The organism is Fusobacterium perfoetens, from assembly GCF_021531595.1.
Classification (GTDB): domain Bacteria; phylum Fusobacteriota; class Fusobacteriia; order Fusobacteriales; family Fusobacteriaceae; genus Fusobacterium_B.
Map to the genome: position 1 here is coordinate 149,387 of NZ_JADYUD010000004.1, position 21,122 is coordinate 170,508.

Sequence of the window (21,122 nt, forward strand, 5' to 3'; positions counted from 1 at the left end):
TGTTACACCTCCTTGAATCTATATATTAAAACTTCTTCGTCTTCTATAATTTCACTTAATATTCCATATTTTCTAAAATAATTACGAGTTACAGTTAGTAATTTGATTATAGGCTTATTACTTTTAAATACCCATGTATCAATTGTTTTATATTCTGAGATTAACTGTTTAAAAAGTTTTATTATATCAACAAGACTTTCTCTATCTCTAAGTTTGCATACCCCTAAGAAGTTAAACTCCTCTACATACTGTAAATTTACATAATAGCTATTATTTATAAGAAATCCTCTGTCAGAATAAAACTGTTTATCTCCTAAAAAATAAAAAGGATATTCATCTCTTGTAAGACAAATATAGTTTTCTACAATCTCAATTTCTTCTTTACCAAGCTCTTTTATCAAGATAGTTCACTCCTTTTAATTTCTTATAGTAATCTGTTGTCTGCTTAGATAATGAATAAGTATAAATTGCATATCTTACAGCATCTTGCCCATCATCATTAGCTTTTACAGGCATTCCTGTTTTTTCATCCCAGACATAGTTATAAACTTCTTTTAAATAATGCTTACATTTATCAGAAACATAAAACTTTTTCTGTTTCATCAGCTTAGCTACAACTTCAATTCCAGATAAAATAGATTTATCAGCATTATGTGTTCTAAATCCTTCACGTAAAAATCTTGCAACATGTTCTGGTCTTGCAGAATCACAGTAAAAAGGAATATTTCCATATTTATTTATAATTTCTTTTGCTTTATTTACCCAGAAATCTATCTCTTGATGTTGTGCAACTATTTCTTCTACTAACCAATATTCACCATTGGCTGTTATTCCTATAACATATATAGTTCCATAGTGTTCATATCCCCAGTCAACACCAGCCATATAAAAAGAACATTTAGGTATTTCTGATTTGACCATCGCTTTCTGGTCGAAATCCTTATACACAACACCCTCAGAGTTTACCCATTGTCCAAGAATATCTCTGTCGTAGAATAATCCGCTTGGAGTAGCCTTCTTTATACTTTCCACATATATAGGATCTAGAAAACTGTTATCATCTAATTGAAATTGAATTTCTTGAATATTAGGCTGCCCACTTTCTAATAATTCTCCAGATTTATCAATATAATCTGTTTTTATGTAGTGAAATGGATTATCTGGATTGGTGTCTATAAAAATTCTTGCTCCTTCTCCAGAACATCTTGAAATACATTCTTGGACAAATATTTTATTTAATGCTGTTCCCTCATTCAATAAGCAGCCATATGCAGTAAAACCTCTTACAGTTTTCCAACTATCAGAATTTGCTCCTGCTCTTACTAATATCTTATTTCCAAAAAGTTCAAAGGATTTGTAAACATCAAGTTTTATCTCCTTTTCTATAATTTTTTCCATATCATCTAAGATATTTGCTCTTATTGTTGATGAAGTAGCGCCACCGATTATAAACTTGTATCCTTTATTTCTGAATTTAGCGACTAACATTAAGAATTTGACAATTAAGACATAAGTTTTTCCTGTTCTTTTAGCTCCGTGCAAGACAAGTATACGAGCATTATTTTTTAATGCTTTTATTTGTTTATCAGTAAAAACATCTTCAATCATTCAATGCCTCACCTATCTTTTCTAATATTCCTATGACTTTATCATCATTCTCATCATCATTTTCTTTTAATTTTTTCCTATCAATTTCTAATCTCTCTAATCTTTCTATTCTGTTTTTCTCAAATATTAACTGTTCTATTTCTTCAGAAAGTTTTATTTTCTCAAATGTGGCTTTTCCTACATCACCAGAATTTATTTCTTCCTCAATAGAGTACAGAGCCTCTTCATTAAGAGAAAGCCTTTTCAATTTATTAGCTTTTATTCTCTCTCTTTGTTCCTCTCTGAATTTCTTTAAATATTCAAGCTGTGATTGTTGAAGATTTTCTTTAGAACTAATCTTTTTTAAGGTGTCAATACTAGTGCCACTTAGTGCTGCTGCCTCTTTTAATGTATGCCCCTCTTCGACTAGAATTTTAGCCTGTTCTCTTTTCACTCTGTCGTTTTGTCGTTTGTCGTTTTTTGTGTCGCTGTCGTTTGTCGCTAATGACTTTTTATGTCGTTCTACAGTTCTGACAGATACACTACAAAGTTCAGCAATTTCTTTATTACTTTTCCCAAGTTTTAAATAAGCAATTATTTTATCTTTTGAACTCACGTCATCTGTCACACCTCCTGAAAAACTTATAAAAAAAGCGGACCATAAATAAAAACCTGAAATAATTCAGATAATTACTTATAGTCCGCTGATATTACTAGACCGTTAAATATTAAATTTTCTATAATCAAATTATAGCATAAATACAAATATTTTCAACTGTCTTTTAAATACTCTTTTATATCAAATTCTGTTTTTTCTCCACATTTACATTTTAAAATTATTTTATCTTCTTCTAAGTAAATTCCTTTTTTTGCTTTAAACCTCATATGATTTTTATCTTTAATTTCTCCAAGAAAAGTTCCGCATTTTTCACATTTAAATATTATCATATCCTCTGTCTCCGCTCTCCATGTCTTCTATTACCCTATCGAACACAATAATACAAGTTATTACTACCCCAAGAGATAGACCAATAATAAGACCTGCTAAAACTCCTCCCCATACCATTTTTAATTCCTCCAAAATTTAATCTAAAACAGAGATCTTAACCCCTGCTTTCTCCTTGTCTACTTCATACCCCAGAAAGACAGGTATAATCTCATTACAGTTATCATCATCAATCATTCCAGCCTTAACCATTAAATCACATGGCAGTTGTGCTGCATTTATGTAATCAAATTTTCTTGCAGTATCCCTGATGAAGTAAAAGCCGATTTTATAAGGCTTGTCTTTGCCTTTTATCATGCTTTTAAATGCTTTTATGTTTTCCAAAGAATACCATTGAAAACCAAAGTTATTTATATAATTCCTTACAGTTTTGGAATTTATAAGCATTTTTCCTGTCCATTGCTTGCTGTTTTTAGAGCTTGGAACATTCCCCTTTATGTAAATATTCATGTTTTTTAACTCTCCTTTTCTGCTTTATATTCTCTTATAACTTCATAAATAACAAGAGTTTTAAACATAGAAACATACACAACAGGCGGATATTTTTCCTTTGCTCTCTGTAATGCGATGTTATTAATTTCTGTCTGTGTTTCTTTGCTTAGAGAATTAAAGTAATTCAGAAGTTCTTCTTTTTCCTGTCTCTCTGCATTAACCTTGTCTTTAACAGCTTGGAATGCCTGAGAAAACTCTTTATTCTGCTCATCTATTTTAGCAGACCTTTCTCTCTGCTTTTGCTTTTCTTGCTGTTCTGTATCAAGATTTATAGCCCACTTATCCCGTAAAGCTGTATATATTGCTCCCTCTTGCCAGTGTTTTACTTGTGCAGCTTTAAGAACTTCCGATACTCTCTCAGGTGTGATATTCTCATCTCTAACTAATACCATAATATTTAATTTTGTATTGTTAGAAATACCATGTTGTTCTAACATGTTTTTAATCAAACTAAAAGAACTACTACTATTTTCTTCTTGTTGCTCTGACTCTTTCTTATCTAGTATATCTATCTTAGTAGTAGTATCTTTCTCTTTCTCTTTCTCTTTCTCTGTGTAACAGTTTGTAACTTCCTGTAACTCCTCTGTAACATCTTGTAACATAGGTGTAACAATGTTACGCTTTTTTTCTTTAACTTCTATTTTTTCCACTGCTTTAGTATTTCTCATTTTTCTCATTCTTTCAGCTGCAGCAGTTTCAGAGCCTATACAGTCAACTGTTTCAGGTAGGACAAATTCGTTTTCTGTTACAGTTTCAAGAAGTCCATTTTTTTCTAAGAACATCAAAACAACTTTCACATTTTCAGGATCTTCATCAAGTGCTAGGGCCATTTCTTCTGCGAAATTCTCTTCTACACCTTCATAGAAAAGTTTTCCTTCATCATCAAGTGAAAGTAATTGTAATTTTAAATATATTATTGTGTATGTATCTCCACCTGCTATTTTTCTTAATTTTTTAATAGCTCTTTGTTGGAAAAAATCTTTTTTAAGTTTTAGCCATACATATTTTTTAGCCATATATATCCTCTCCTTTTTACAGAGAGTGTCGCCAAACTTCTCTCTGTTATCTTTATTTTTATTTTATATATACCCCCGTGAGAGTAGAGAAGTTTGGCTCTATCCCACAGAGGCACATATAAAACAAAAAGTGTTAGGTGGTGTTAGGTAACGGTTAGGTCAACTGTCAACTATTAGTTTACAATTCCTCTTTCTTGTGTAAATGCCTATACTTTTAAAAGTGTTAGGTGGGATTTTTTACAGAAATCCCGAAAACTGTTTTGCAGGTAATTACTACAGGCGATAAAAGTAAAATTAAATAAAATGGAATCTTCGGTGGAGATGTTGGGACTTGAACCCAATTTCCAGCCTCTCTGCATCTCCATATGTAAGGCTTTTTTTTAACTTGAAGCCTTTAAACAAGTGCAATATAAGGAGGTATCCCAAAAAAAAGAAATAGAGAATGTCAGGGCTTGAACCTGATACTGTCCCTTACAGCATTCCCATAAGAGTGGCATAGGAAGGAATGCCACCTTATCTCAATTATGGATTACTTTCCGTCTTTTTCTTAGAGACGGTAACTAAAAATTATTTGCGACTACATCATGTTCCACATTGTTAAGAGGTGTAATATAGTCTATATCATGTTTGGGAGTTGTAGGCTTAGAACCTACTTGCCGCCTTTACGGAACTCCCATATGTGTGGTGCTTTTAAACACCACAGGTGGAAAAATTATATAGGTTCACTTTTGGCTGTTTCTGGTCGCCATTACCATAATATTTATTTTTAAACTCCTTTGTTATATAATATATTTGCGAAATAACTACATAAAGAAAGGAGGTTTAAAACTATGGTATTAAGAAAACTTAATCTTGATTCATCTCAATTACAAAATATTGAGTATGACACTGAAAAACAAACAATGATTGTTAAATTCCAAGACCACACTCTTAAAAGTGGAATTGTAAGAACAGGGAAAAGATATATATACTACCATGTTCCAGAGGAAGTTTATCAAACAATCATTGAAGCCAAAACAAATCCAATGTTTGAAAATTCTCACGGGAAATGTTTTCATAGATTAATTAAATGTCATGAAGAATTATATCCTTATGATTGTTTAGATTAATCTATAACAACAAAAATTGTAGCTGGTCCTTTTATTTGAATTGTTTCATCTTCTAGGACTAGCTCTATTTTTTTATAAGGCTCTATGAAGTAAGTATCAACTCCACCCCTTTTTATTAATTCATCGTGTAATTCTTTTGTACTATATTTCTCCATCATTTGCTCCTATTTTCTTTTAATTTGCCCTCTGAACTGATAAGAGCAAGGAATGCCTGTTGCAAATTTTCCATATCCAAAGCCTTTAAATCTAAAATTTTTTCCTTGTTGTATCCATTTCTGATATTCAGACATATATTTTCAACTCCTTATATTTCATTTTCCGTTTTGAGCGGAAATTATACGCAAAAAAATATTAAGTCTATATCTAAAAATTCTTGTATCTTTATTAAAAATCTAATTGTTATATATTTACCGTTTCTTAGATTTTTCATTTGGTCAGAAAAATTTTGATTTGAAGTTCCTATCTTTTCTGCTATTTCTCTGTATCTTAAATTTTTCTTAGAAATTTCTTTAGTTATTTTAGCGTATAATTTTTTTGAAATTTCTTTTTCTATATATTTTTTATCCATCTTGTTCTCCTTTGATTTATTATATTCTATCCGTTTTAGTCGGAAATGTCAAATAAAAAAAACTGGTCGTTAATAACCAGTTTTGTTATAAGGATTTATTTTATAATTAATACTCATTTTTTCATGAAAATATCCATATTTAAGAGATACATCGCCATCTTCATACATATAAATATCGTTTTTTTCTCTGCGGTCCATAATCCATTGCTTAACATAATACTTTCTTTCTTTTTCGCTTTTACTAGAGTATAGATTATTATAAAAAACAGTTCTTTTTTTTAGGATTCTATTATAAAAATTTCTTTCATAGTCTGTTAACCCATCATATCTCACTCTATAGCAAGAAACTAAATTTATTTTTTGAAAATATAAAATAGAGAACAAAACACTAAAACTCATAGTCCAAATAAGGGTTGCAAAATCCTCATTAGATATAAAAAAGTAATACACCTCAAACGGCACGAAATCGCCTAAAAATTCTACCATCATGAGTAAAATACCTGTAGGTACATAAGAAAAAAAATAAATTAAAACGGCATATGCTCCTACTGTAAAAATTTGTTTAGGCATATCCTCTATGTAAGACTTTTTTATGATTTCTATAGTTTTTATCAAAAAAGTAGTAATAAAAGGAACACTAAATAAAAAATACATTTCATTAGAAAAAATATCCATCTATACATCACCTATTTTTTTAAATTTCTTAAATTCTCTAATATTTTCATATCTTCATCATCTAAAAAATACCCATGAATTTCATTGTTTTCATCAAATAAAAGTTCTGCAGCGAACTTATTTGCCTCAAGTTCTATATTGTTACTTACTTTTGGGAATAAGTCATAATCTTTAAAAGATTGTATTTCTTTCGTGTTGTGTAAAACTGCATGTGCCAGCTCGTGACACAATACAACAAGTTGCATAATTTCTGAAAGTTTCCCATCAATAATTATAAATTTATTTGTAACTATCTTTTTATAAACTCCCTTAACATTACCTAAATCCATATATCTAACATGAATATTTAAGAGTTTACAAAGTTTATACGGATTTTTCGTCCCATATTTTCTTATAAGATTTTTGACTCTTAATGGAATATTCAGCATAGACACCTCTATTTATCTTTATTCTTTCTGTATTTATCTTTATTCATTTCTTTAGATTCAAAAAATAACTTGCTGATAGCTAATACCATTTTTTGTTTATCTTCTTCCGATACAGTTTCATCATTAAAAAATAAGCTTGCCTCTTCCATAGTTTTCTCATATTGTGACAATTCTCTTTTGTTAAGTTCTAGTATTCTTGAATCTATTTCTGTTATATTTCTTCCTAAAAAAGCAGAATCAAGTTTATTTTTTTCTTCATTAGTTAATTTTAAAGCCGTCGCTAATTTCCCTAATGTTTTCACAGTACTTTTATTTTTCCCTGTTTCTATATCTCCGATAGTCCCTCTTCCAACACCTGATTTTTTAGCCAGTTCTTCTAAGGTCATATTTCTGCTTTCTCTTAATTGTTTAAGAACGATTGATAATTTCTCCATTTGTCGCTCCTTTCTCTTATATTATATCCGTTTTTTTCGTATATCTATAATTGAATTATACTTTATTTTATAAAAAAAATAAAATTTTTTCTTGACATTTCCGATTTAATCGGATAGAATGAAGGCAAGTTAGAGAAATAAAAAAATTTTAAAAAATATTTCCGATTAAAACGGAATTTTAGGAGGCTTTAAAATGGTTGAATGGATTTTATGTATGTCGCAGATTGTTTTATTCGGATATTTGATGTATGGGCTATTCCAAGAATGTAAAGAACCAGATGAGGAGGAAGAAAATGGGAATGAGTAATGAAGAGAAAATAGAAAGAGCAGAACTTAAAAACAAACTTCTAAAAAAGTTTATTTGCCGTCATTGTTCATTATCTCTTGCAGAAATAGAATTAAGAGCTCATGGCTTTTCAACTTGGGACATTGAAAAGTTTATGAGAGATAGAGTAATAAGATTTGATGATTATAAAGATATTACATTTATAAGACATAAGAGAAAAAAATAATTTTAGTTTTTTAGATTCCATAACTCATCTTATGGGATTTATCAAAACTAAAATAGGAGATGAAAAATATGACTTTAAAAGAGTTAAGAGAAAAAGCTAAAGAACTTGGACTTACAGGATTTTGGAGAATGAGAAAGGAAGAGCTTGAGCAGTTCATAAAAACTGCAGAAGCTAAAATCAGAGAGATGGATGAGGAACAATTAAAAAAAATCATTCCTGATGATGTAGAAATTATACATTATGAGGATACAGAAGAATGGGAAGACATAAGAGGAAACGGAATAGGTGGAAGTGATGCAGGAGCAGTTATTGGAGTAAATCCTTATAAATCAGCTATTGATGTTTACACAGATAAAACACAAGGTTCAGACTTTAAAGGAAACAAATACACTCACTGGGGACATAATTTAGAGCCTGTAGTATTTAAAGAGTTTCAAAGATTACATGACGATTTTTTCTGTTATGAAGTACCTTTTACTATGAAAAAAGGCTGCTTAGTAGCTAATGTTGATGGAATGTGTTATGACTTGGAGAAAGGCTGGGGAGTTGTAGAGATTAAGACAGCCAATGCCTTTGCTGGAAAAGAGTGGAAAGGAGAGACAATTCCTGATTCTTACTTTGCACAAGTACAACATTATTTAGGTGTAACTGGTTTAAATTATGCTTATATAGCTTGCTTAATAGGTGGGAACAATTATAAAGAATTTTACATAGAGAGAAGTGAGGAAGATATAAAACTTATACAAGAGAAATGCAAAGAATTTTGGGAGGAAAATATATTAAAAGAAATCCCTCCTATGCCTGATGGAACAGAATCATATTCAAAATATCTTCTGGAACAGTCTGATTCAGCCTCTGATGATGTTGTAGAGATTGAGACTATAAAGGACAAGGCTGATGAGTACAAGAGCCTTAAAAATGAAATTGAAAGCCTTGAAAAGAAAAAGAAATTAATAGAACAAGAAATTCTAAAAGAAATGAATGAGAATGACTGTAAAAAAGCTACAGCAGGAGATTTCAAGTTCACAATAGTATCTCAGAATAGAAAATCTGTTGACAAAAAATTAATGGAAAAAGAAAATACAGAATTTATGGAACAGTATAAAGAAATTGAAAGCCATTACACAACTGTAAAAGAGACTAAATTTTTAAAGGTGAGCTAATGGAATTTTTAGTAATATTAGGTGCTGTAGTTGTTGTGGTTACAATAATAGCTCTTGTATGGTTAATTCTTAAAGAATTGAAAGAGGAATTAGAAATAGAAAAAAGAAATACAGAACTTTTAAAAATGTGGCTTGAAAAAGCAAGAAAAGAAAGAGAAAAGGAGGAATAATTGGAAACAATAAAACATATATTCGGAAAATTTGAACTTGAACTTACATTTCATGATGTAAACCTTAAAAAAGGTTTAATGTGCTGCACAGTTCAAAATCCTTTTAAATATGAAAAATGCGAGGTAACTTTCCTCGGAGATGATAAAGAACATATTATAAGAAAAATTGATAGACAGATAAAAAAATGGAGAAAAGAATATTTCAAGGAGGATTAAAAAGAAATGATGATAAATGAACTTACATTAAAATGCAATGTTGAACTTAAATTTGATAAAACTGGTGTTCTTACAGGAATAGATACAGATATAAACCTTACAGAAGAAGAAGCTCATGAAATAGAAAAAATATTAATTAAAAGTTTTTTAAATCAACTTGGGACAAGTGAAGAACTTTCTGAAGAAGTTATGAATTGTTTAAAAATTGGAGTAATGAAGAAAAAAGAAATAGTAAAAGGAGGATATGAAAATGTCAGAAACTAAAACAGCAAAAAACAGCCTATCTGCAAAAGTAGGCGGACAAGTAGCAGAGAAAAAAAGAACAATCTTTGATGTAATAGAAGCAGGGAAAGAACAATTTGCAGCAGCTCTTCCAAAACATTTAAGTAGCGAAAGATTTACAAGAATAGCAATTACTTGTGTAAGACAAAATCCAAAACTTGCTGAATGTTCAGTGCCAAGTTTATTAGGAAGTTTAATGACAGTTGCACAACTTGGACTTGAGCCAGGTGTCTTAGGACAATGCTATTTAATACCTTTTAAAAACACAAAACTTGGAACTACAGAATGTCAGTTACAGCTTGGATACAAAGGTATGATTGAACTACTTAGAAGAACAGGACAATTAAGTGATATATATGCTTACCCTGTATATTCAAATGATGAATTTACTATTGAGTATGGATTGGAAAGAAAGTTGACACATAAACCTGCTTTTAATAATCCTCAAGGCAGAGGTCTTATTGTTGGATTCTATTCTGTAGCAATCCTTAAAGATGGAACAAGAGCCTTTGAATATATGACATCTGAGGAAGTAAAAGCACATGAAGAAAAATACAGAAAAGGTAAATTTAAAAATGATATTTGGGTAAAAAATTATGAAGAAATGGCAATGAAAACAGTTACTAAGAAAATGTTAAAATGGTTGCCAATCTCAGTTGAAATGATAGAGAACTTAAGAAAAGACAATGGAACTTTTGAAATTAATAAAGAAACTAAAGAAGTTGTACAAGCTGAAACTACTGAAATGAATGTCTTTGAAGATGCAGAAGTGATTGATGAAAGTACAGGAGAAATCTTAAAAGAAGAAAATACAGCAGAAGTCAATCAAGAAAATACAAGTACAGTTGATGAAATAGTAGGTTTATTTAACGACCAACAATAAAAAATCTAAAATAAAAGGAGAAAGAAGAAAATGACAAAGTATGAATTTGCTGAACTTTTAATGAAAAATGGTAACTTTAAAAATGCACAAGAGGCTAGAAGACAAACTAATGTTTTTGTTGAAACTATGAAAGAAGCTCTTGTACAAGAAAAAACTTTAGTTTTTAGAGGACTTGGAATTTTTGAAATTAAAGAAACTAAAAGAAAAAATTATTTCAATCCAAAAACTGGAGAAAAAATAAAATGCGCTCCTAAGAAATACATAAAATTTAAAACTGGAAAAGAATTGTCAGAAAAATTAAATAAGAGATAGCAACTACTGGCAATAGCTACTATCTCAAGGTGCTTATAGATTGATAGCCTGTAAGCACCTTTATTATATCAGACATAAAGGAGTTTTAAAAACATGAATTTTAAAGAAGAAAGAGAAAAATTTCTTAAGACCATAAATATTAAATTAGTAGATTTTGATTATAAAAAAATAGAAATTTATAAACCTGCTATTGATGATGGATTTATCCTCTCTGCCTTCATTTCAGGAATTGAATATGTAAATTTGAAAAAGGAAGATGGATGTTATTGTTTTAAATTAGAAGATACTCTTATGGGAGATGTTGTTGGAAACTTTAAATTTTGGGATTGGAAAGAATTTAAAGAAAGAATAAAAATTGTTTTTGAAGGAGATGAAGATGACCTTTAAATATATAATCGTAAAAAGATTGGCAAAGAAGGTTGTAACTATAAAAGATAATTTTGAAGATGCACAAAAATTTGTCCTTAGTCAAAAAAGAGGAAACCAAAACAAAACTTTTCTGATTTTAAAATGGAGAGTGTAAAAGATGTCATATATGAAAAAATTTTTAAAAGATAGAAAGAAAGTATTGAAAAGTTTAGATTTAGAAGAAGCTAAGAAATATTGTTTTAAATATGGAATACCATTACCAAGTACAGAGATATCTTTATTAGCAGGACTTCATAAAGCTAGATTATACGCAAATGAAATTACAGCAGAAGAAAAAGAAATTTCAAGACAATGGTTAAAAGATAATGGTTTTACAGAAAATATATTTTAGGTGGTTGTATGAAAATAAAAATTAAAAGACAAGGCTCTTTCTTAGTCGGAAGATTGAGTTTGTGGGAAAGGATAAAGAGGTGGTTTAAGTGAATATTAACGAAATAATATTTTGGTTAATAATATTCTTTTGTATAGCTACTAGATGTGGTTTAATAATAGCATTTTATCACGAGTATAAACGCAACTTAAGGTGTAAAATAGAATTATATTCTGTGATAATAACAGTTTTATTGCTTTCAGAATTTTTTATGCTATATATACTTTTTAGTTTTTTAGAGGGTGTTTTTGAGATTGTATCAAATAAAGTTGAAAATTTTATTGTGTTTATGGAATCAAAAATAAAAAGAATTATAAAAGTATTTTTGTAGAGGTGGAATAAATGTATTTATTAAAAATTTCTCTTAATAAAAGAAAAATATTATCAAAACAATTAAGCTGTTTTGAAAAAGGAAAATGCAACTCTAATGGAGTAACTTCAACTTCATGTGATTATGAAGAAGAATATTGTTTTTTATCAAGCAATAAAGAAACACTTGCAAATTTACAAGAAAAATATAGAAAAAGACATGATTATGGAGATAGTTACATTTTAGATTTAAATAATATTGAAATTAATAGTTATATAGAAATTTAAAGATGTGAGGTAAATAAACTTACTTTGGTTTACTGGTGGATTTCTTGCTGGACTCGGTACTGGTGTTACACTTATATGCTGCTTAGTAATTGGTAAAGAAAACGATAAAAGGAGAAATAAATATGTGGAAATGTAAAAGATGTGGAGAGGAAGTTGTAGCAATAGAAACTATTAATACAACTACTAACTATGAACTTACCAAGAATCAGAAAAGAAGAAAAATTAAAAATAGAAGTTCTGATAGTTGGGAAGTAGGTTATATATGCAACAATCCTGATTGTAAAAACAATGAAAAATATTTTGATGTTTTGGAAAATATAGCAGAATGGGAGGAAGATAAATAATGAATTTTGGAAAAGCACTTGAAGAAATGCAAAATAGAAAATCTGAAATAACTTTTGATGATAAAGTAAAGCTTCTTTTAAATTCAAAATCAGATACAGAAAATAAAGTTAGAATTATAGAGGAACTTGCAGAACTACAAAAAGAAATTGCTAAGGATTTAAGAAATCACTTAACACCTGAGACAAGAGTAATTGATACCAAAAATATCTTAGAAGAATTTGCTGATGTGGTTATAGAGTTACATATGTTAAAAGAAATTTATAATATTTCTGATAGTGAGTTAGATAAGGCTATAAATGAAAAAATGGAGAAAAACATGGAGAGATTAAACTTATATAAATAGTTGTTACTTTTGTAATGATTAGATTTAATAGAAAATTACAGATTATTAAAAATAATATTTAGGAGGGTAAAATATGAAATGTAAAGGTATACACAGCTGTGAAAATGAAAGTATAAAAAAACATACCCAAGAAATTTTAAAGAAAACTATTCAGGATATAGATAAAAAATGATTAAGAAAGCATTAATTATCTTGAGAGTAAGTTCTGAAATGCAAGAAGAAAGAAATTCTCTTGAGGCTCAAGAAGACCAAGCTAAAAATTTTGCCAAAGAAAAAGGGTATGTAATATATAAAATAATAAAAGAAGTTGAAAGTGGACTTTATAATAATAGAGCAGGATATAATGAACTTTTAGAAGAAATAAAACTTAAATCCTTTGATGTATTAATAGCCTATGAACTAAGCCGTATTTCAAGAACACAATTAGAAATTCATACTACTATAAAAAAACTAAAAGAAAATAAAATTGAATGGCATTTTATTATGCAGCCACAACTTGATTCATCATCAGATTTATCTGATTTTCTACTTGGACTATATGGTGGAATGGCTGCACAAGAAAGCAAACAATTAAGTATGAGGTTAAAAGCAAGATTTAAATATTATGCTAGTCAAGGATATTGTTTAACTTCTCCTCCTTTTGGATATGATTTAAAAGATAAAGTTCTTTATAAAAATGATAAAAGTTATATTGTTGAAGATATTTTTCATTCATATATAAATGGAGTTACAAAAAATAGATTAGCTAGAAAATATAATAAAACTATTACTACAATTTCACAAATTTTAGAAAATATCACTTATGCAGGATATATAAAATATGGTAGATATACTCAAGATAAATCCACAATGAAAATGTATACAAATGAAGAATATGAAATTTATAAAGGACTGCATGAACCTATTATCTCTTTAGAAGAATTTAATCTCGTTCAAAAGATTTTAAGAGATAAAAAAATGAGACATATAAAAGGAAGTGAAGATACCAGATTTTTGTTTTCATCCCTCCTTGTGTGTGCAGTTTGTAATCGTAAACTTGTTGGTGTGGAACAAGAATGGAAAAGTAAATCAGGAAGTAGGAAATATAGAGCTTATAAATGTGCAAGTTTAAAAACACATTTTAGGCAATGCAAAAGTGAAGATTTAGATAATGCAATCTTAGAACAGATAAAAGAATATGCAAAAAATAATTTTGAGTTCTTAAATATTAATTCTCAAAAAAAGAAAAAAGACTATTCTAAAGAAATAAAAAGATTAGAAGAAAAGAAAAAAAGAATTGCTGAAACTTATACAGATGGATTCATTAATAGAGATGAATACAGAAGAAAAATTTATGATATTGATTCAGAATTAAGAGAATTGTATAATTTAAATAAAGAAGAAATAAGTGAAGCTACAGTTAATTTAAAGAAAAAATTTATAGAGTATATGGAAAATTTTGATGAGAAAAACAGATTGCAACAAAAGAAGATATTGCAACTAATTGTAGATAAAGTTATATACTATCCTGATGAAACTTTTGAAATATTTTTAAATGTTTGATTTTTGTATTGTGAGCATAGTATTAATGGCTCTAGCCTTAAGGTCTTAGCTCACAGTGAGCATACTACTTATAGGGTTAGCCTTAAGAGATTAGCTCACATTAAAAAATAAAGCAGCGAGAGAAATCTCTCTGCTTTTTTTATTTACTTTTCTTAGAATTTCATGTAAAATAATAAGGCAGTATGAAATTTTAAAATGAGGTGGTTTTTAGATGGACACATATTCCCCGTGGAATATATTACTGAAAGAAACTAAAAAATTTAATATATAGACTCTTTATCAACTTTCCATGATAGAGAGTTCTAAAATGGAAGGTGGCTAAATGATTCAAGTTTTTAAAACTAATCCTATGGATAAATTGGAAAGTATCTATTTCAAAGATAATGAAGAAATAGTAAAAGATGTATCAATATTCAGAGAGAAAAATACATGGATTAATCTTACTGACCCTGCTGATGAAGATATTGCAGCTATACAGGAAGCATTTGATATTCCTGTGGAACACTTAAAAGCTGCTTTGGACGAAGAAGAAAAATCTCGTTTGGAAATAGATGGAGATATCCTCCTTATAATTATAGATGTTCCTATCCATAGTGAGAAAGATAAATGTTCATTCACTACAATACCCCTTGGTATTATAGTTTTAAAAGATAATATAATTACTGTTACAACAGAAAAGTTTCCTCTTATTGATGAATTTGTAAAAGGAAGAATAAAAGGATTCTTCACATATAAAAAGACAAGATTTATTCTTCAGCTTCTTTTTAGAAATACATCATACTATCTATATTACCTTAGACAAATAGGGCGTGTAAGTGATGTTGTAGAAAATCGTTTAAAAAAATACATGGAAAATGAAGAGCTTATGTTGCTTCTTGAACTTGAGAAAAGTTTGGTTTATTTTACAACTTCTCTTAAATCAAATGAAGCCGTTCTTGATAAAATAATGAGAATGCAACTTGTAAAAAAATATCCTGATGACTTAGATCTTCTTGATGATGTGATCATAGATACAAAGCAGGCTATTGAAATGGCAAGTATATACTCAAGTATTTTAAGTGGAACAAGAGATGCTTTCTCTACTGTAATGTCAAATAACCTAAATAATGTTATGAAAAGACTTACTTCTATTACAGTTGTCCTAGCTATTCCTACTATCATTTCAGGAATATGGGGAATGAATGTTGCTGTTCCTTTTGCTGAAAATCCATTTGGATTTGCTGCTGTAATACTTATATCTATACTTTTAAGTATAATCATAACTTATTTATTATCTAAAAATAAAATGTTATAAGTCTATAAAAAATCGGTAAACTCAGTTAGAAAACTAAATTTACCGATTTTATTTTTTTATTTTTGAGTAAATTGATTTGTACTTTCATTATAGATATAACCATTTTCTTCAAAATGTTCAATAAGTTCTCCTTTACTTATATCCATATCATCACACAAATCATCAAGAGATGAATAAAAATCTCTAAGCTTCATATTAATCATACTGTAAGCAATATTTATATCCATATTTAAAAAATTCATATTTCTCTCTTCTCCTTTTTAATTTAGATAATTAGCAACTACATTTTAAATTATATAACTTTCTTTGTCAAATATAAAAGCCCTGTATAAAAACAGGGCTTTTAATAATGTATTAATTACTATTCTGCTGCTTTTGCTTCAGCAATTATTTTAGCTGCCACTTCATCAGGAGCATAGTCATATCTTATAAATTCAAATTCAAATCTTCCTCTTCCTTGAGTCATAGATTTAAGATCTGTAGCATATCCTAGAACTTCTTTATGAGGAACTTCAACAGTAATTTTTTGTTCACTGTAATCCATAGGATCCATTCCTAAGATTTTTCCTCTTCTCTTATTCATATCTCCCATAATATCTCCAGTATATTCTTCAGGAACAACTATTTCCATTTTTACAATAGGTTCAAGTATAACAGAAGAAGCTTGTTCCACAGCTTTTCTGAAAGCTAAAATAGCAGCTTGTTTGAATGATAACTCATTAGAGTCAACAGGGTGATAAGAACCATCATATAAAGTTGCCTTAAAGTTTATAACAGGATATCCTGCAAGGAAACCTTTTTTAGCTGCTTCATGAAGTCCTTTTTCTACTGCTGGAAGATATTGTTTTGGAACAACTCCTCCTTTAATATTATCTACAAATTCATATTCAGCATCGTATAGAGGTTCAAATTTAATAAATACATCTCCATACTGTCCTGCTCCTCCAGATTGTTTTTTATGTTTTCCTTGAACTGAAACTTCTTTTCTTATTGTTTCTCTATAAGCTATTTTTGGTGTGCTTAATGTAGCTTGTACTTGGAATTTATTATATAATTTTGAAACAACTATTTCAAGATGTGTCTTTCCTTGTCCTCCAATAAGAAGCTCTTTTGTTTCAGCGTTTCTTATTACAGTAAGACTTGGATCTTCTTCAATAAGTTTTTGTATAGCTGTACTTATCTTATCATCATCAGATTTTTTAACAGGTATAATATTCATATATAAACAAGGTTTTGGGAATGGCACTTTTTTAAATACTATTGGATTATTTTTATCACAGATTGTGTCACCAGTTTTTAAATCCTGAAGTTTAGTTGTTGCAGCAATATCTCCAGCAACTACTCTGTCAGTATCTCTTTGTTTAATACCTCTTACAAAGTATAAATTTGCTATTCTTTCTTTTCTTCCTTGAGTAGCATTTAAAACTTCCATATCTTTAGTTAAGCTTCCTGAAACAACTCTGAATAAAGATATTTTTCCAATAAATGGGTCAACTATTGTTTTAAAGACAAAAGCAGAGAAAGGTTCATCAGTGCTTACTCTTCTCTCAACTTTTTCCTGAGTATCAGGATTTTTACCATAAACTATTCCTCCTCTTGACTCTTCAGGAGTAGGCATATAGTTAAACATCATATCAAAAAGAGTGTGAACACCTATAAGGTTTGCAGCTGATCCTACAAGTACAGGAACAACATCTCCATTTAAAACACCTTTACGAAGTCCTGCTTTAATTTCTTCTTCAGTAAAGTCTTCACCATTGAAGAATTTTTCCATAGCTTCTTCACTTGTTTCAGCAACAGCTTCAAGAAGAAGGTTTCTTACATCTTCAAAATCTTCATGAGGAACAAGTTCTTTATCAACACAACATTCTCCATTGAATACTCTGCATTTTTTCTCAATAACATTTATGAAACCTTCAAAATTTTCTCCTTCACCTAAAGGAATACAGAAAGGTGCTACTTTCTTACCAAATTTATCTTTTAAATCAAGAAGAATTTTTTTATAATTTATAGCTCCTTTATCCATTTTATTTATAAATATAATTCTTGGTAATTTTCTTTCTTCAAGCATTCTCCATGCTTTTTCTGTTCCTACTTCTATTCCTGAACTTGCATCTAGAACAATTACTGCTCCTCCTGTAACAGCAAGAGCTGAAATAACTTCTCCTGAAAAGTCAAAATATCCTGGAGTGTCAAGAATATTAAATATTTTTTCCTGATAGTCTAATGAGACAACAGAAGTGTTGATTGAAAAGCCTCTATTTATTTCTTCATCATCATAATCTGATATTGTGTTTCCTTTCTCTATACTTCCCATCTTACTTGTTACATTTGCTGCAAAAAGCAATGCCTCAACTAAAGATGTTTTACCTGAACCTCTGTGACCTAAAAAGCTGACATTTCTGATTTTATCCGTAGTATAGTTTTTCATAGTGCTTCCCTCCGTATTAATATTTTGAGTAGAAATTCATCTATCTAATATTGTATATAGCCCATAAAGTAAAAATAATCAATAGGGAAAAGCAAATTTTTTTAAAAATTTTTATCATTTAATAATTTTATAAATTTTAAAGATAAAAAAATATAATTTTTTGCATAAAAAAAGAGAGACATGAATCTCTCCTGATTTATATTAGTTTAATTTTTCTAATAAACCTTTACCAGCTTTGAATTTAACGCTTTTTCTAGCTTCTATTTCTACTTCTTCTCCAGTTTTAGGGTTTCTTCCGATTCTTGGTGCTCTGTTAACAACTTCTAATTTTCCCCATCCTATGAAGTTAATGCTGTCTCCAGAAATTAATGCTTCTTCCATAGCGTCTAATATAGCATCAATTTTTCTTTCTGCATCTGCTTTAGTATCAAATATTCCTTTAGCTTGTAATTGGCTTGCTAGTTCTTTTTTTGTCATTTCTAAATTCCTCCAAAATCATATTAAATTGTCAATGCAACCTCTAAGTTATATCATATTTATTAAATTATTTCAATCATATTTTACTTTATTATCAATCTTTCTGTGAAATACACATGTTATTTTTTTACTAGTTTTGCATATATGTATTTTTTAATATCCAAAATTCATACTTTCAGATTTTTTTGTGTATACTCCGCTGTTTATATGGATGATTTATTTTTTTAGAAGAAAAAGAAATTTATTTATAACTATATTTATTTTTTTTAAATATGGTACAATATTATAAGAATATTTTTTATAAAGAGGTAGTTTTAATTATGAGAGAATATTATTTTGACAACTCTGCAACTTCAAATCCTAAGCCTCAATGTATTATTGAAAAAGTACAAAAGGCAATCATTGAACTTAATGGGAATCCTGGAAGAAGTGGATATAAAAAAGCTATAAAAATAGACAGGGAAATTTATAATACAAGAGTAAAAATAGCAGAATTTTTCAATATAAAAAATCCACTTCAGATTGCTTTTACATCAAATGCAAGTGAAAGCTTAAATTTTGCTATAAAAGGAGCAGGATTCCATGACTGCCATATAATTACTTCTGTTCTTGAGCATAATTCTGTTCTAAGACCTCTTCATTATCTTGAAGATGAAAAAAATGTAACTCTTTCTTTTCTTGAACCTGTAGATACTACAGAAGAATTAATAAAAAATTTATCTTCTCTTCTTAGAAAAGATACAAAAGCTATTGTAATAAACCATATTTCTAATGTTACAGGATATATATATGATATTGAGGCAATAGGAAATTTTTGCAAAGAAAATAATCTGCTTTTTATAGTTGATACTTCTCAAAGTGCAGGCTTTGCAGATATAAATGTAGAAAAACAGAATATAAATATTTTATGTTTTACTGGTCATAAATCTTTATTTGGTATTCAGGGAACAGGAGGAATTTATGTAGAAGAGGGGTTAGTTCTAAATCCTCTTTTAGAGGGAGGAACAGGAAGTTTTTCAAAACTTCCAAGACAACCTAAGACTATGCCTGAGCTTTTAGAATGTGGAACTTTAAATACTCCTGGAATATTATCTTTAAATGCTGGAATAGATTTTATAAATTCTGTTGGACTTAATAAGATAAGAGAACATGAATATAATCTTGCAAAACTTTTTATAGATAAAATTTCAAACTTAGAAAATATTATAATATATGGTGATAAAGATAAATTTAGAGGGCCTGTTGTAAGTATTAATATAGAAGGAATAACAAGCTCAGATTTTGCAGCAATATTAAATGAAGAATTTAATATATGTACAAGAAGTGGTTTTCATTGTGCTCCACTTGCTCACAAATATCTTGGAACTTATGACTATGGTTGTGTTAGATTTTCTTTTGGATATTTTAACACAGAAGAAGAAATTTTATATGCTGCTGATGCTATAAAAGAAATTTCTGAATATATTTTAAAAGAAAAATTTTAATAATATATTTTTGTTTTATCTTGGAAATAAAGACTTTTTAAATTTACTAACATCTAAAAAGCCCAAATAATGATAATTTTAAAAAAATTTATTTGACAAAGTAAGGTAGTTTATGATATTATTATTCTTGTCCAAGGGGATATAGCTCAGTTTGGGAGAGCGACGCACTTGCACTGCGTAGGTCAGCGGTTCGATCCCGCTTATCTCCACCATGCCTAGATAGCTCAGTTGGCTAGAGCATACGGTTCATACCCGTACGGTCGATAGTTCGAATCTATTTCTAGGCACCATTTAAAAACAATACCACTCATATGAGTGGTTTTTTTATTTATGGAGATTTTATGATTATAAGAAAATATAAAAAATCAGATAGTGAAAAACTTTTTAAATTATTTTACGATACAATCTATTTTATAAATTCTGAAGATTACACAGAAAAACAGCTTAAAGTTTGGGCAAAAGAAAGTAGAGACCTTTCTCTTTGGGAAAAATACCTTTCAGAAAATTATACTCTTGTTGCTGAAGAAAAAAATACAATTATTGGCTTCGGAAATATAAATAAAGAGGGATATCTTGATATGCTCTATGTCCACAAAGATTTTCAAAGAAAAAATATTGCCTCACAGCTTTGTGATAAACTTGAAAATATTTTTCCCGTTTTAAAAGTTACAGTTCATGCCTCAATAACTGCAAAACCATTTTTTGAAAAAAGAGGATATAAAGTTATTTGTGAACAATTTGTAGAAAGAGAAAAAATTTTTCTTAAAAATTATATAATGAAAAAAGATTTATAACTATAAAAAATATTGAAAATAAAAATCTTTTTTATATTTAAAAAAATTTTTCAGTAATTAAATATTTTTTTATTGACAGTTTTATTATTTTATGATATTATTACTCTTGTGCTTGGGGATATAGCTCAGTTTGGGAGAGCGACGCACTTGCACTGCGTAGGTC

General features: G+C 28.8%; 35 protein-coding genes and 2 tRNA genes. 21 read left to right on the forward strand and 16 right to left on the reverse strand.

The genetic code is table 11. The annotated features are described in order from the left end of the window. Nucleotides 1-2 precede the first annotated feature (2 nt). The 7 genes from I6E17_RS03615 to I6E17_RS03640 form a co-directional block, all read right to left on the reverse strand. On the reverse strand, nt 3-401 hold the full coding sequence (locus tag I6E17_RS03615; protein WP_235235639.1) for a hypothetical protein: 399 nt from the start codon (nt 399-401) through the stop codon (nt 3-5). Continuing rightward, nucleotides 382-1,608: a PBSX family phage terminase large subunit gene (locus I6E17_RS03620; RefSeq protein ID WP_235235641.1), complete on the reverse strand. Its 1,227-nt coding sequence runs from the start codon at nt 1,606-1,608 to the stop codon at nt 382-384. Before I6E17_RS03620 ends, I6E17_RS03615 begins: the two co-directional genes overlap by 20 nt. After that, nucleotides 1,601-2,215, reverse strand: a complete 615-nt coding sequence (locus tag I6E17_RS03625) for a LuxR C-terminal-related transcriptional regulator (RefSeq protein ID WP_235235643.1) — start codon at nt 2,213-2,215, stop codon at nt 1,601-1,603. The genes I6E17_RS03620 and I6E17_RS03625 overlap by 8 nt, the downstream gene beginning before the upstream one ends. 143 nt (nt 2,216-2,358) lie before the next feature. Beyond that, nucleotides 2,359-2,535, reverse strand: coding sequence for a hypothetical protein (locus I6E17_RS03630; RefSeq protein ID WP_235235645.1), 177 nt, complete (start codon nt 2,533-2,535; stop codon nt 2,359-2,361). Next, nucleotides 2,522-2,653 (reverse strand): hypothetical protein, encoded by a 132-nt coding sequence (locus I6E17_RS09865; protein WP_268825929.1) that lies wholly within the window; start codon nt 2,651-2,653, stop codon nt 2,522-2,524. Before I6E17_RS09865 ends, I6E17_RS03630 begins: the two co-directional genes overlap by 14 nt. An 18-nt stretch (nt 2,654-2,671) precedes the next feature. Next, entirely contained in the window at nt 2,672-3,043 is a 372-nt protein-coding gene (locus tag I6E17_RS03635) for a hypothetical protein (protein ID WP_235235647.1), read from the reverse strand. Nucleotides 3,044-3,048: 5 nt separating this feature from the next. After that, nucleotides 3,049-4,101 carry a phage replisome organizer N-terminal domain-containing protein gene (locus I6E17_RS03640; RefSeq protein ID WP_235235649.1) on the reverse strand — a complete coding sequence of 351 codons (1,053 nt, stop codon included), beginning with the start codon at nt 4,099-4,101 and terminating at the stop codon, nt 3,049-3,051. 830 nt (nt 4,102-4,931) lie between these two features. On the opposite strand from I6E17_RS03640, the gene I6E17_RS03645 reads away from it, so the two are divergent. Further along, entirely contained in the window at nt 4,932-5,210 is a 279-nt protein-coding gene (locus tag I6E17_RS03645) for a KTSC domain-containing protein (RefSeq protein WP_235235651.1), read from the forward strand. Here the strand turns inward: I6E17_RS03645 and I6E17_RS03650 are convergent. The 6 genes from I6E17_RS03650 to I6E17_RS03670 all read right to left on the reverse strand — a co-directional run bounded on the left by I6E17_RS03650 (nt 5,207) and on the right by I6E17_RS03670 (nt 7,315). After that, nucleotides 5,207-5,365, reverse strand: a complete 159-nt coding sequence (locus tag I6E17_RS03650) for a BC1881 family protein (RefSeq protein ID WP_235235652.1) — start codon at nt 5,363-5,365, stop codon at nt 5,207-5,209. The genes I6E17_RS03645 and I6E17_RS03650 overlap by 4 nt on opposite strands. A 9-nt stretch (nt 5,366-5,374) precedes the next feature. Further along, nucleotides 5,375-5,500, reverse strand: a complete 126-nt coding sequence (locus I6E17_RS09870; protein WP_268825930.1) for a hypothetical protein — start codon at nt 5,498-5,500, stop codon at nt 5,375-5,377. A gap of 44 nt (nt 5,501-5,544) precedes the next feature. Beyond that, nucleotides 5,545-5,778 carry a helix-turn-helix domain-containing protein gene (locus I6E17_RS03655; RefSeq protein ID WP_235235654.1) on the reverse strand — a complete coding sequence of 78 codons (234 nt, stop codon included), beginning with the start codon at nt 5,776-5,778 and terminating at the stop codon, nt 5,545-5,547. A 69-nt stretch (nt 5,779-5,847) separates the two neighbouring features. Continuing rightward, nucleotides 5,848-6,453 (reverse strand): hypothetical protein, encoded by a 606-nt coding sequence (locus tag I6E17_RS03660; RefSeq protein ID WP_235235656.1) that lies wholly within the window; start codon nt 6,451-6,453, stop codon nt 5,848-5,850. 11 nt (nt 6,454-6,464) lie between these two features. After that, nucleotides 6,465-6,881: an ImmA/IrrE family metallo-endopeptidase gene (locus I6E17_RS03665; protein WP_235235658.1), complete on the reverse strand. Its 417-nt coding sequence runs from the start codon at nt 6,879-6,881 to the stop codon at nt 6,465-6,467. An 8-nt stretch (nt 6,882-6,889) separates the two neighbouring features. Then, nucleotides 6,890-7,315, reverse strand: coding sequence for a helix-turn-helix domain-containing protein (locus I6E17_RS03670; protein ID WP_235235659.1), 426 nt, complete (start codon nt 7,313-7,315; stop codon nt 6,890-6,892). Nucleotides 7,316-7,608: 293 nt separating this feature from the next. Here I6E17_RS03670 and I6E17_RS03675 point away from each other — a divergent pair, with 293 nt between their 5' ends. From I6E17_RS03675 to I6E17_RS03745, 16 genes are all read left to right on the forward strand, one after another. After that, a complete protein-coding gene (locus I6E17_RS03675) occupies nt 7,609-7,827 on the forward strand; it encodes a hypothetical protein (protein WP_235235660.1) in 219 nt (72 codons plus the stop codon). A gap of 68 nt (nt 7,828-7,895) precedes the next feature. Continuing rightward, a complete protein-coding gene (locus I6E17_RS03680; protein ID WP_235235661.1) occupies nt 7,896-8,990 on the forward strand; it encodes a lambda-exonuclease family protein in 1,095 nt (364 codons plus the stop codon). Beyond that, the gene (locus tag I6E17_RS03685) at nt 8,990-9,160 is read left to right on the forward strand and encodes a hypothetical protein (RefSeq protein ID WP_235235662.1); all 171 of its coding nucleotides are present in this window, start codon (nt 8,990-8,992) and stop codon (nt 9,158-9,160) included. The genes I6E17_RS03680 and I6E17_RS03685 overlap by 1 nt, the downstream gene beginning before the upstream one ends. Continuing rightward, nucleotides 9,161-9,376, forward strand: a complete 216-nt coding sequence (locus tag I6E17_RS03690; protein ID WP_235235663.1) for a hypothetical protein — start codon at nt 9,161-9,163, stop codon at nt 9,374-9,376. Between the two features lie 6 nt (nt 9,377-9,382). Continuing rightward, nucleotides 9,383-9,640 carry a hypothetical protein gene (locus I6E17_RS03695; RefSeq protein ID WP_235235664.1) on the forward strand — a complete coding sequence of 86 codons (258 nt, stop codon included), beginning with the start codon at nt 9,383-9,385 and terminating at the stop codon, nt 9,638-9,640. Then, nucleotides 9,627-10,541, forward strand: a complete 915-nt coding sequence (locus I6E17_RS03700) for a recombinase RecT (RefSeq protein WP_235235666.1) — start codon at nt 9,627-9,629, stop codon at nt 10,539-10,541. Before I6E17_RS03695 ends, I6E17_RS03700 begins: the two co-directional genes overlap by 14 nt. 30 nt (nt 10,542-10,571) lie before the next feature. Beyond that, on the forward strand, nt 10,572-10,853 hold the full coding sequence (locus I6E17_RS03705; protein WP_235235668.1) for an HU family DNA-binding protein: 282 nt from the start codon (nt 10,572-10,574) through the stop codon (nt 10,851-10,853). 93 nt (nt 10,854-10,946) lie between these two features. After that, nucleotides 10,947-11,240, forward strand: a complete 294-nt coding sequence (locus I6E17_RS03710) for a hypothetical protein (protein WP_235235671.1) — start codon at nt 10,947-10,949, stop codon at nt 11,238-11,240. After that, on the forward strand, nt 11,230-11,376 hold the full coding sequence (locus tag I6E17_RS03715; RefSeq protein ID WP_235235673.1) for a hypothetical protein: 147 nt from the start codon (nt 11,230-11,232) through the stop codon (nt 11,374-11,376). Before I6E17_RS03710 ends, I6E17_RS03715 begins: the two co-directional genes overlap by 11 nt. Before the next feature lie 3 nt (nt 11,377-11,379). After that, nucleotides 11,380-11,613, forward strand: a complete 234-nt coding sequence (locus I6E17_RS03720) for a hypothetical protein (protein ID WP_235235675.1) — start codon at nt 11,380-11,382, stop codon at nt 11,611-11,613. Between the two features lie 381 nt (nt 11,614-11,994). Next, on the forward strand, nt 11,995-12,249 hold the full coding sequence (locus I6E17_RS03725) for a hypothetical protein (protein ID WP_235235677.1): 255 nt from the start codon (nt 11,995-11,997) through the stop codon (nt 12,247-12,249). 13 nt (nt 12,250-12,262) lie between these two features. Further along, nucleotides 12,263-12,385, forward strand: coding sequence for a DUF3789 domain-containing protein (locus I6E17_RS10040; RefSeq protein WP_419180974.1), 123 nt, complete (start codon nt 12,263-12,265; stop codon nt 12,383-12,385). Then, nucleotides 12,372-12,593, forward strand: coding sequence for a hypothetical protein (locus I6E17_RS03730; protein ID WP_235235679.1), 222 nt, complete (start codon nt 12,372-12,374; stop codon nt 12,591-12,593). Before I6E17_RS10040 ends, I6E17_RS03730 begins: the two co-directional genes overlap by 14 nt. Continuing rightward, on the forward strand, nt 12,593-12,937 hold the full coding sequence (locus tag I6E17_RS03735) for a hypothetical protein (RefSeq protein ID WP_235235681.1): 345 nt from the start codon (nt 12,593-12,595) through the stop codon (nt 12,935-12,937). The genes I6E17_RS03730 and I6E17_RS03735 overlap by 1 nt, the downstream gene beginning before the upstream one ends. 168 nt (nt 12,938-13,105) lie before the next feature. Then, the gene (locus I6E17_RS03740; protein WP_235235683.1) at nt 13,106-14,479 is read left to right on the forward strand and encodes a recombinase family protein; all 1,374 of its coding nucleotides are present in this window, start codon (nt 13,106-13,108) and stop codon (nt 14,477-14,479) included. Between the two features lie 322 nt (nt 14,480-14,801). Beyond that, a complete protein-coding gene (locus tag I6E17_RS03745; RefSeq protein ID WP_235235685.1) occupies nt 14,802-15,773 on the forward strand; it encodes a magnesium transporter CorA family protein in 972 nt (323 codons plus the stop codon). A gap of 56 nt (nt 15,774-15,829) precedes the next feature. Here the strand turns inward: I6E17_RS03745 and I6E17_RS03750 are convergent, their stop codons facing one another. The 3 genes from I6E17_RS03750 to I6E17_RS03760 form a co-directional block, all read right to left on the reverse strand. Continuing rightward, entirely contained in the window at nt 15,830-16,015 is a 186-nt protein-coding gene (locus I6E17_RS03750; RefSeq protein WP_235235687.1) for a DUF4250 domain-containing protein, read from the reverse strand. Between the two features lie 119 nt (nt 16,016-16,134). Continuing rightward, nucleotides 16,135-18,204, reverse strand: coding sequence for an elongation factor G (fusA, locus tag I6E17_RS03755; RefSeq protein WP_235235689.1), 2,070 nt, complete (start codon nt 18,202-18,204; stop codon nt 16,135-16,137). A gap of 201 nt (nt 18,205-18,405) precedes the next feature. Next, nucleotides 18,406-18,681, reverse strand: coding sequence for an HU family DNA-binding protein (locus tag I6E17_RS03760; RefSeq protein WP_235235692.1), 276 nt, complete (start codon nt 18,679-18,681; stop codon nt 18,406-18,408). Nucleotides 18,682-19,001: 320 nt separating this feature from the next. Here I6E17_RS03760 and I6E17_RS03765 point away from each other — a divergent pair, with 320 nt between their 5' ends. The 4 genes from I6E17_RS03765 to I6E17_RS03780 all read left to right on the forward strand — a co-directional run bounded on the left by I6E17_RS03765 (nt 19,002) and on the right by I6E17_RS03780 (nt 20,959). Further along, nucleotides 19,002-20,165, forward strand: a complete 1,164-nt coding sequence (locus tag I6E17_RS03765; protein WP_235235694.1) for an aminotransferase class V-fold PLP-dependent enzyme — start codon at nt 19,002-19,004, stop codon at nt 20,163-20,165. A 135-nt stretch (nt 20,166-20,300) separates the two neighbouring features. Then, nucleotides 20,301-20,377, forward strand: a tRNA-Ala gene (locus I6E17_RS03770). 1 nt (nt 20,378) lies between these two features. Beyond that, nucleotides 20,379-20,455, forward strand: a tRNA-Met gene (locus I6E17_RS03775). A 51-nt stretch (nt 20,456-20,506) separates the two neighbouring features. Beyond that, nucleotides 20,507-20,959: a GNAT family N-acetyltransferase gene (locus tag I6E17_RS03780; RefSeq protein ID WP_235235696.1), complete on the forward strand. Its 453-nt coding sequence runs from the start codon at nt 20,507-20,509 to the stop codon at nt 20,957-20,959. The last annotated feature ends 163 nt before the right edge of the window (nt 20,960-21,122 follow it).

Coding starts and splice junctions, on each gene's coding strand:
- I6E17_RS03675 (WP_235235660.1), top strand. CDS start 7,609: ATGGGAATGAGTAATGAAGAGAAAATAGAAAGAGCAGAACTTAAAAAC.
- I6E17_RS03645 (WP_235235651.1), top strand. CDS start 4,932: ATGGTATTAAGAAAACTTAATCTTGATTCATCTCAATTACAAAATATT.
- I6E17_RS03640 (WP_235235649.1), bottom strand. CDS start 4,101: ATGGCTAAAAAATATGTATGGCTAAAACTTAAAAAAGATTTTTTCCAA.
- I6E17_RS03665 (WP_235235658.1), bottom strand. CDS start 6,881: ATGCTGAATATTCCATTAAGAGTCAAAAATCTTATAAGAAAATATGGG.
- I6E17_RS03740 (WP_235235683.1), top strand. CDS start 13,106: ATGATTAAGAAAGCATTAATTATCTTGAGAGTAAGTTCTGAAATGCAA.
- I6E17_RS03725 (WP_235235677.1), top strand. CDS start 11,995: ATGTATTTATTAAAAATTTCTCTTAATAAAAGAAAAATATTATCAAAA.
- I6E17_RS03635 (WP_235235647.1), bottom strand. CDS start 3,043: ATGAATATTTACATAAAGGGGAATGTTCCAAGCTCTAAAAACAGCAAG.
- I6E17_RS03730 (WP_235235679.1), top strand. CDS start 12,372: ATGTGGAAATGTAAAAGATGTGGAGAGGAAGTTGTAGCAATAGAAACT.
- I6E17_RS03695 (WP_235235664.1), top strand. CDS start 9,383: ATGATGATAAATGAACTTACATTAAAATGCAATGTTGAACTTAAATTT.
- fusA (WP_235235689.1), bottom strand. CDS start 18,204: ATGAAAAACTATACTACGGATAAAATCAGAAATGTCAGCTTTTTAGGT.
- I6E17_RS03735 (WP_235235681.1), top strand. CDS start 12,593: ATGAATTTTGGAAAAGCACTTGAAGAAATGCAAAATAGAAAATCTGAA.
- I6E17_RS09870 (WP_268825930.1), bottom strand. CDS start 5,500: ATGTCTGAATATCAGAAATGGATACAACAAGGAAAAAATTTTAGATTT.
- I6E17_RS03620 (WP_235235641.1), bottom strand. CDS start 1,608: ATGATTGAAGATGTTTTTACTGATAAACAAATAAAAGCATTAAAAAAT.
- I6E17_RS03670 (WP_235235659.1), bottom strand. CDS start 7,315: ATGGAGAAATTATCAATCGTTCTTAAACAATTAAGAGAAAGCAGAAAT.
- I6E17_RS03705 (WP_235235668.1), top strand. CDS start 10,572: ATGACAAAGTATGAATTTGCTGAACTTTTAATGAAAAATGGTAACTTT.
- I6E17_RS03710 (WP_235235671.1), top strand. CDS start 10,947: ATGAATTTTAAAGAAGAAAGAGAAAAATTTCTTAAGACCATAAATATT.
- I6E17_RS03745 (WP_235235685.1), top strand. CDS start 14,802: ATGATTCAAGTTTTTAAAACTAATCCTATGGATAAATTGGAAAGTATC.
- I6E17_RS03630 (WP_235235645.1), bottom strand. CDS start 2,535: ATGATAATATTTAAATGTGAAAAATGCGGAACTTTTCTTGGAGAAATT.
- I6E17_RS03700 (WP_235235666.1), top strand. CDS start 9,627: ATGTCAGAAACTAAAACAGCAAAAAACAGCCTATCTGCAAAAGTAGGC.
- I6E17_RS03660 (WP_235235656.1), bottom strand. CDS start 6,453: ATGGATATTTTTTCTAATGAAATGTATTTTTTATTTAGTGTTCCTTTT.
- I6E17_RS03765 (WP_235235694.1), top strand. CDS start 19,002: ATGAGAGAATATTATTTTGACAACTCTGCAACTTCAAATCCTAAGCCT.
- I6E17_RS03680 (WP_235235661.1), top strand. CDS start 7,896: ATGACTTTAAAAGAGTTAAGAGAAAAAGCTAAAGAACTTGGACTTACA.
- I6E17_RS03655 (WP_235235654.1), bottom strand. CDS start 5,778: ATGGATAAAAAATATATAGAAAAAGAAATTTCAAAAAAATTATACGCT.
- I6E17_RS03650 (WP_235235652.1), bottom strand. CDS start 5,365: ATGGAGAAATATAGTACAAAAGAATTACACGATGAATTAATAAAAAGG.
- I6E17_RS03760 (WP_235235692.1), bottom strand. CDS start 18,681: ATGACAAAAAAAGAACTAGCAAGCCAATTACAAGCTAAAGGAATATTT.
- I6E17_RS09865 (WP_268825929.1), bottom strand. CDS start 2,653: ATGGTATGGGGAGGAGTTTTAGCAGGTCTTATTATTGGTCTATCTCTT.
- I6E17_RS03750 (WP_235235687.1), bottom strand. CDS start 16,015: ATGAATTTTTTAAATATGGATATAAATATTGCTTACAGTATGATTAAT.
- I6E17_RS03715 (WP_235235673.1), top strand. CDS start 11,230: ATGACCTTTAAATATATAATCGTAAAAAGATTGGCAAAGAAGGTTGTA.
- I6E17_RS03685 (WP_235235662.1), top strand. CDS start 8,990: ATGGAATTTTTAGTAATATTAGGTGCTGTAGTTGTTGTGGTTACAATA.
- I6E17_RS03780 (WP_235235696.1), top strand. CDS start 20,507: ATGATTATAAGAAAATATAAAAAATCAGATAGTGAAAAACTTTTTAAA.
- I6E17_RS03720 (WP_235235675.1), top strand. CDS start 11,380: ATGTCATATATGAAAAAATTTTTAAAAGATAGAAAGAAAGTATTGAAA.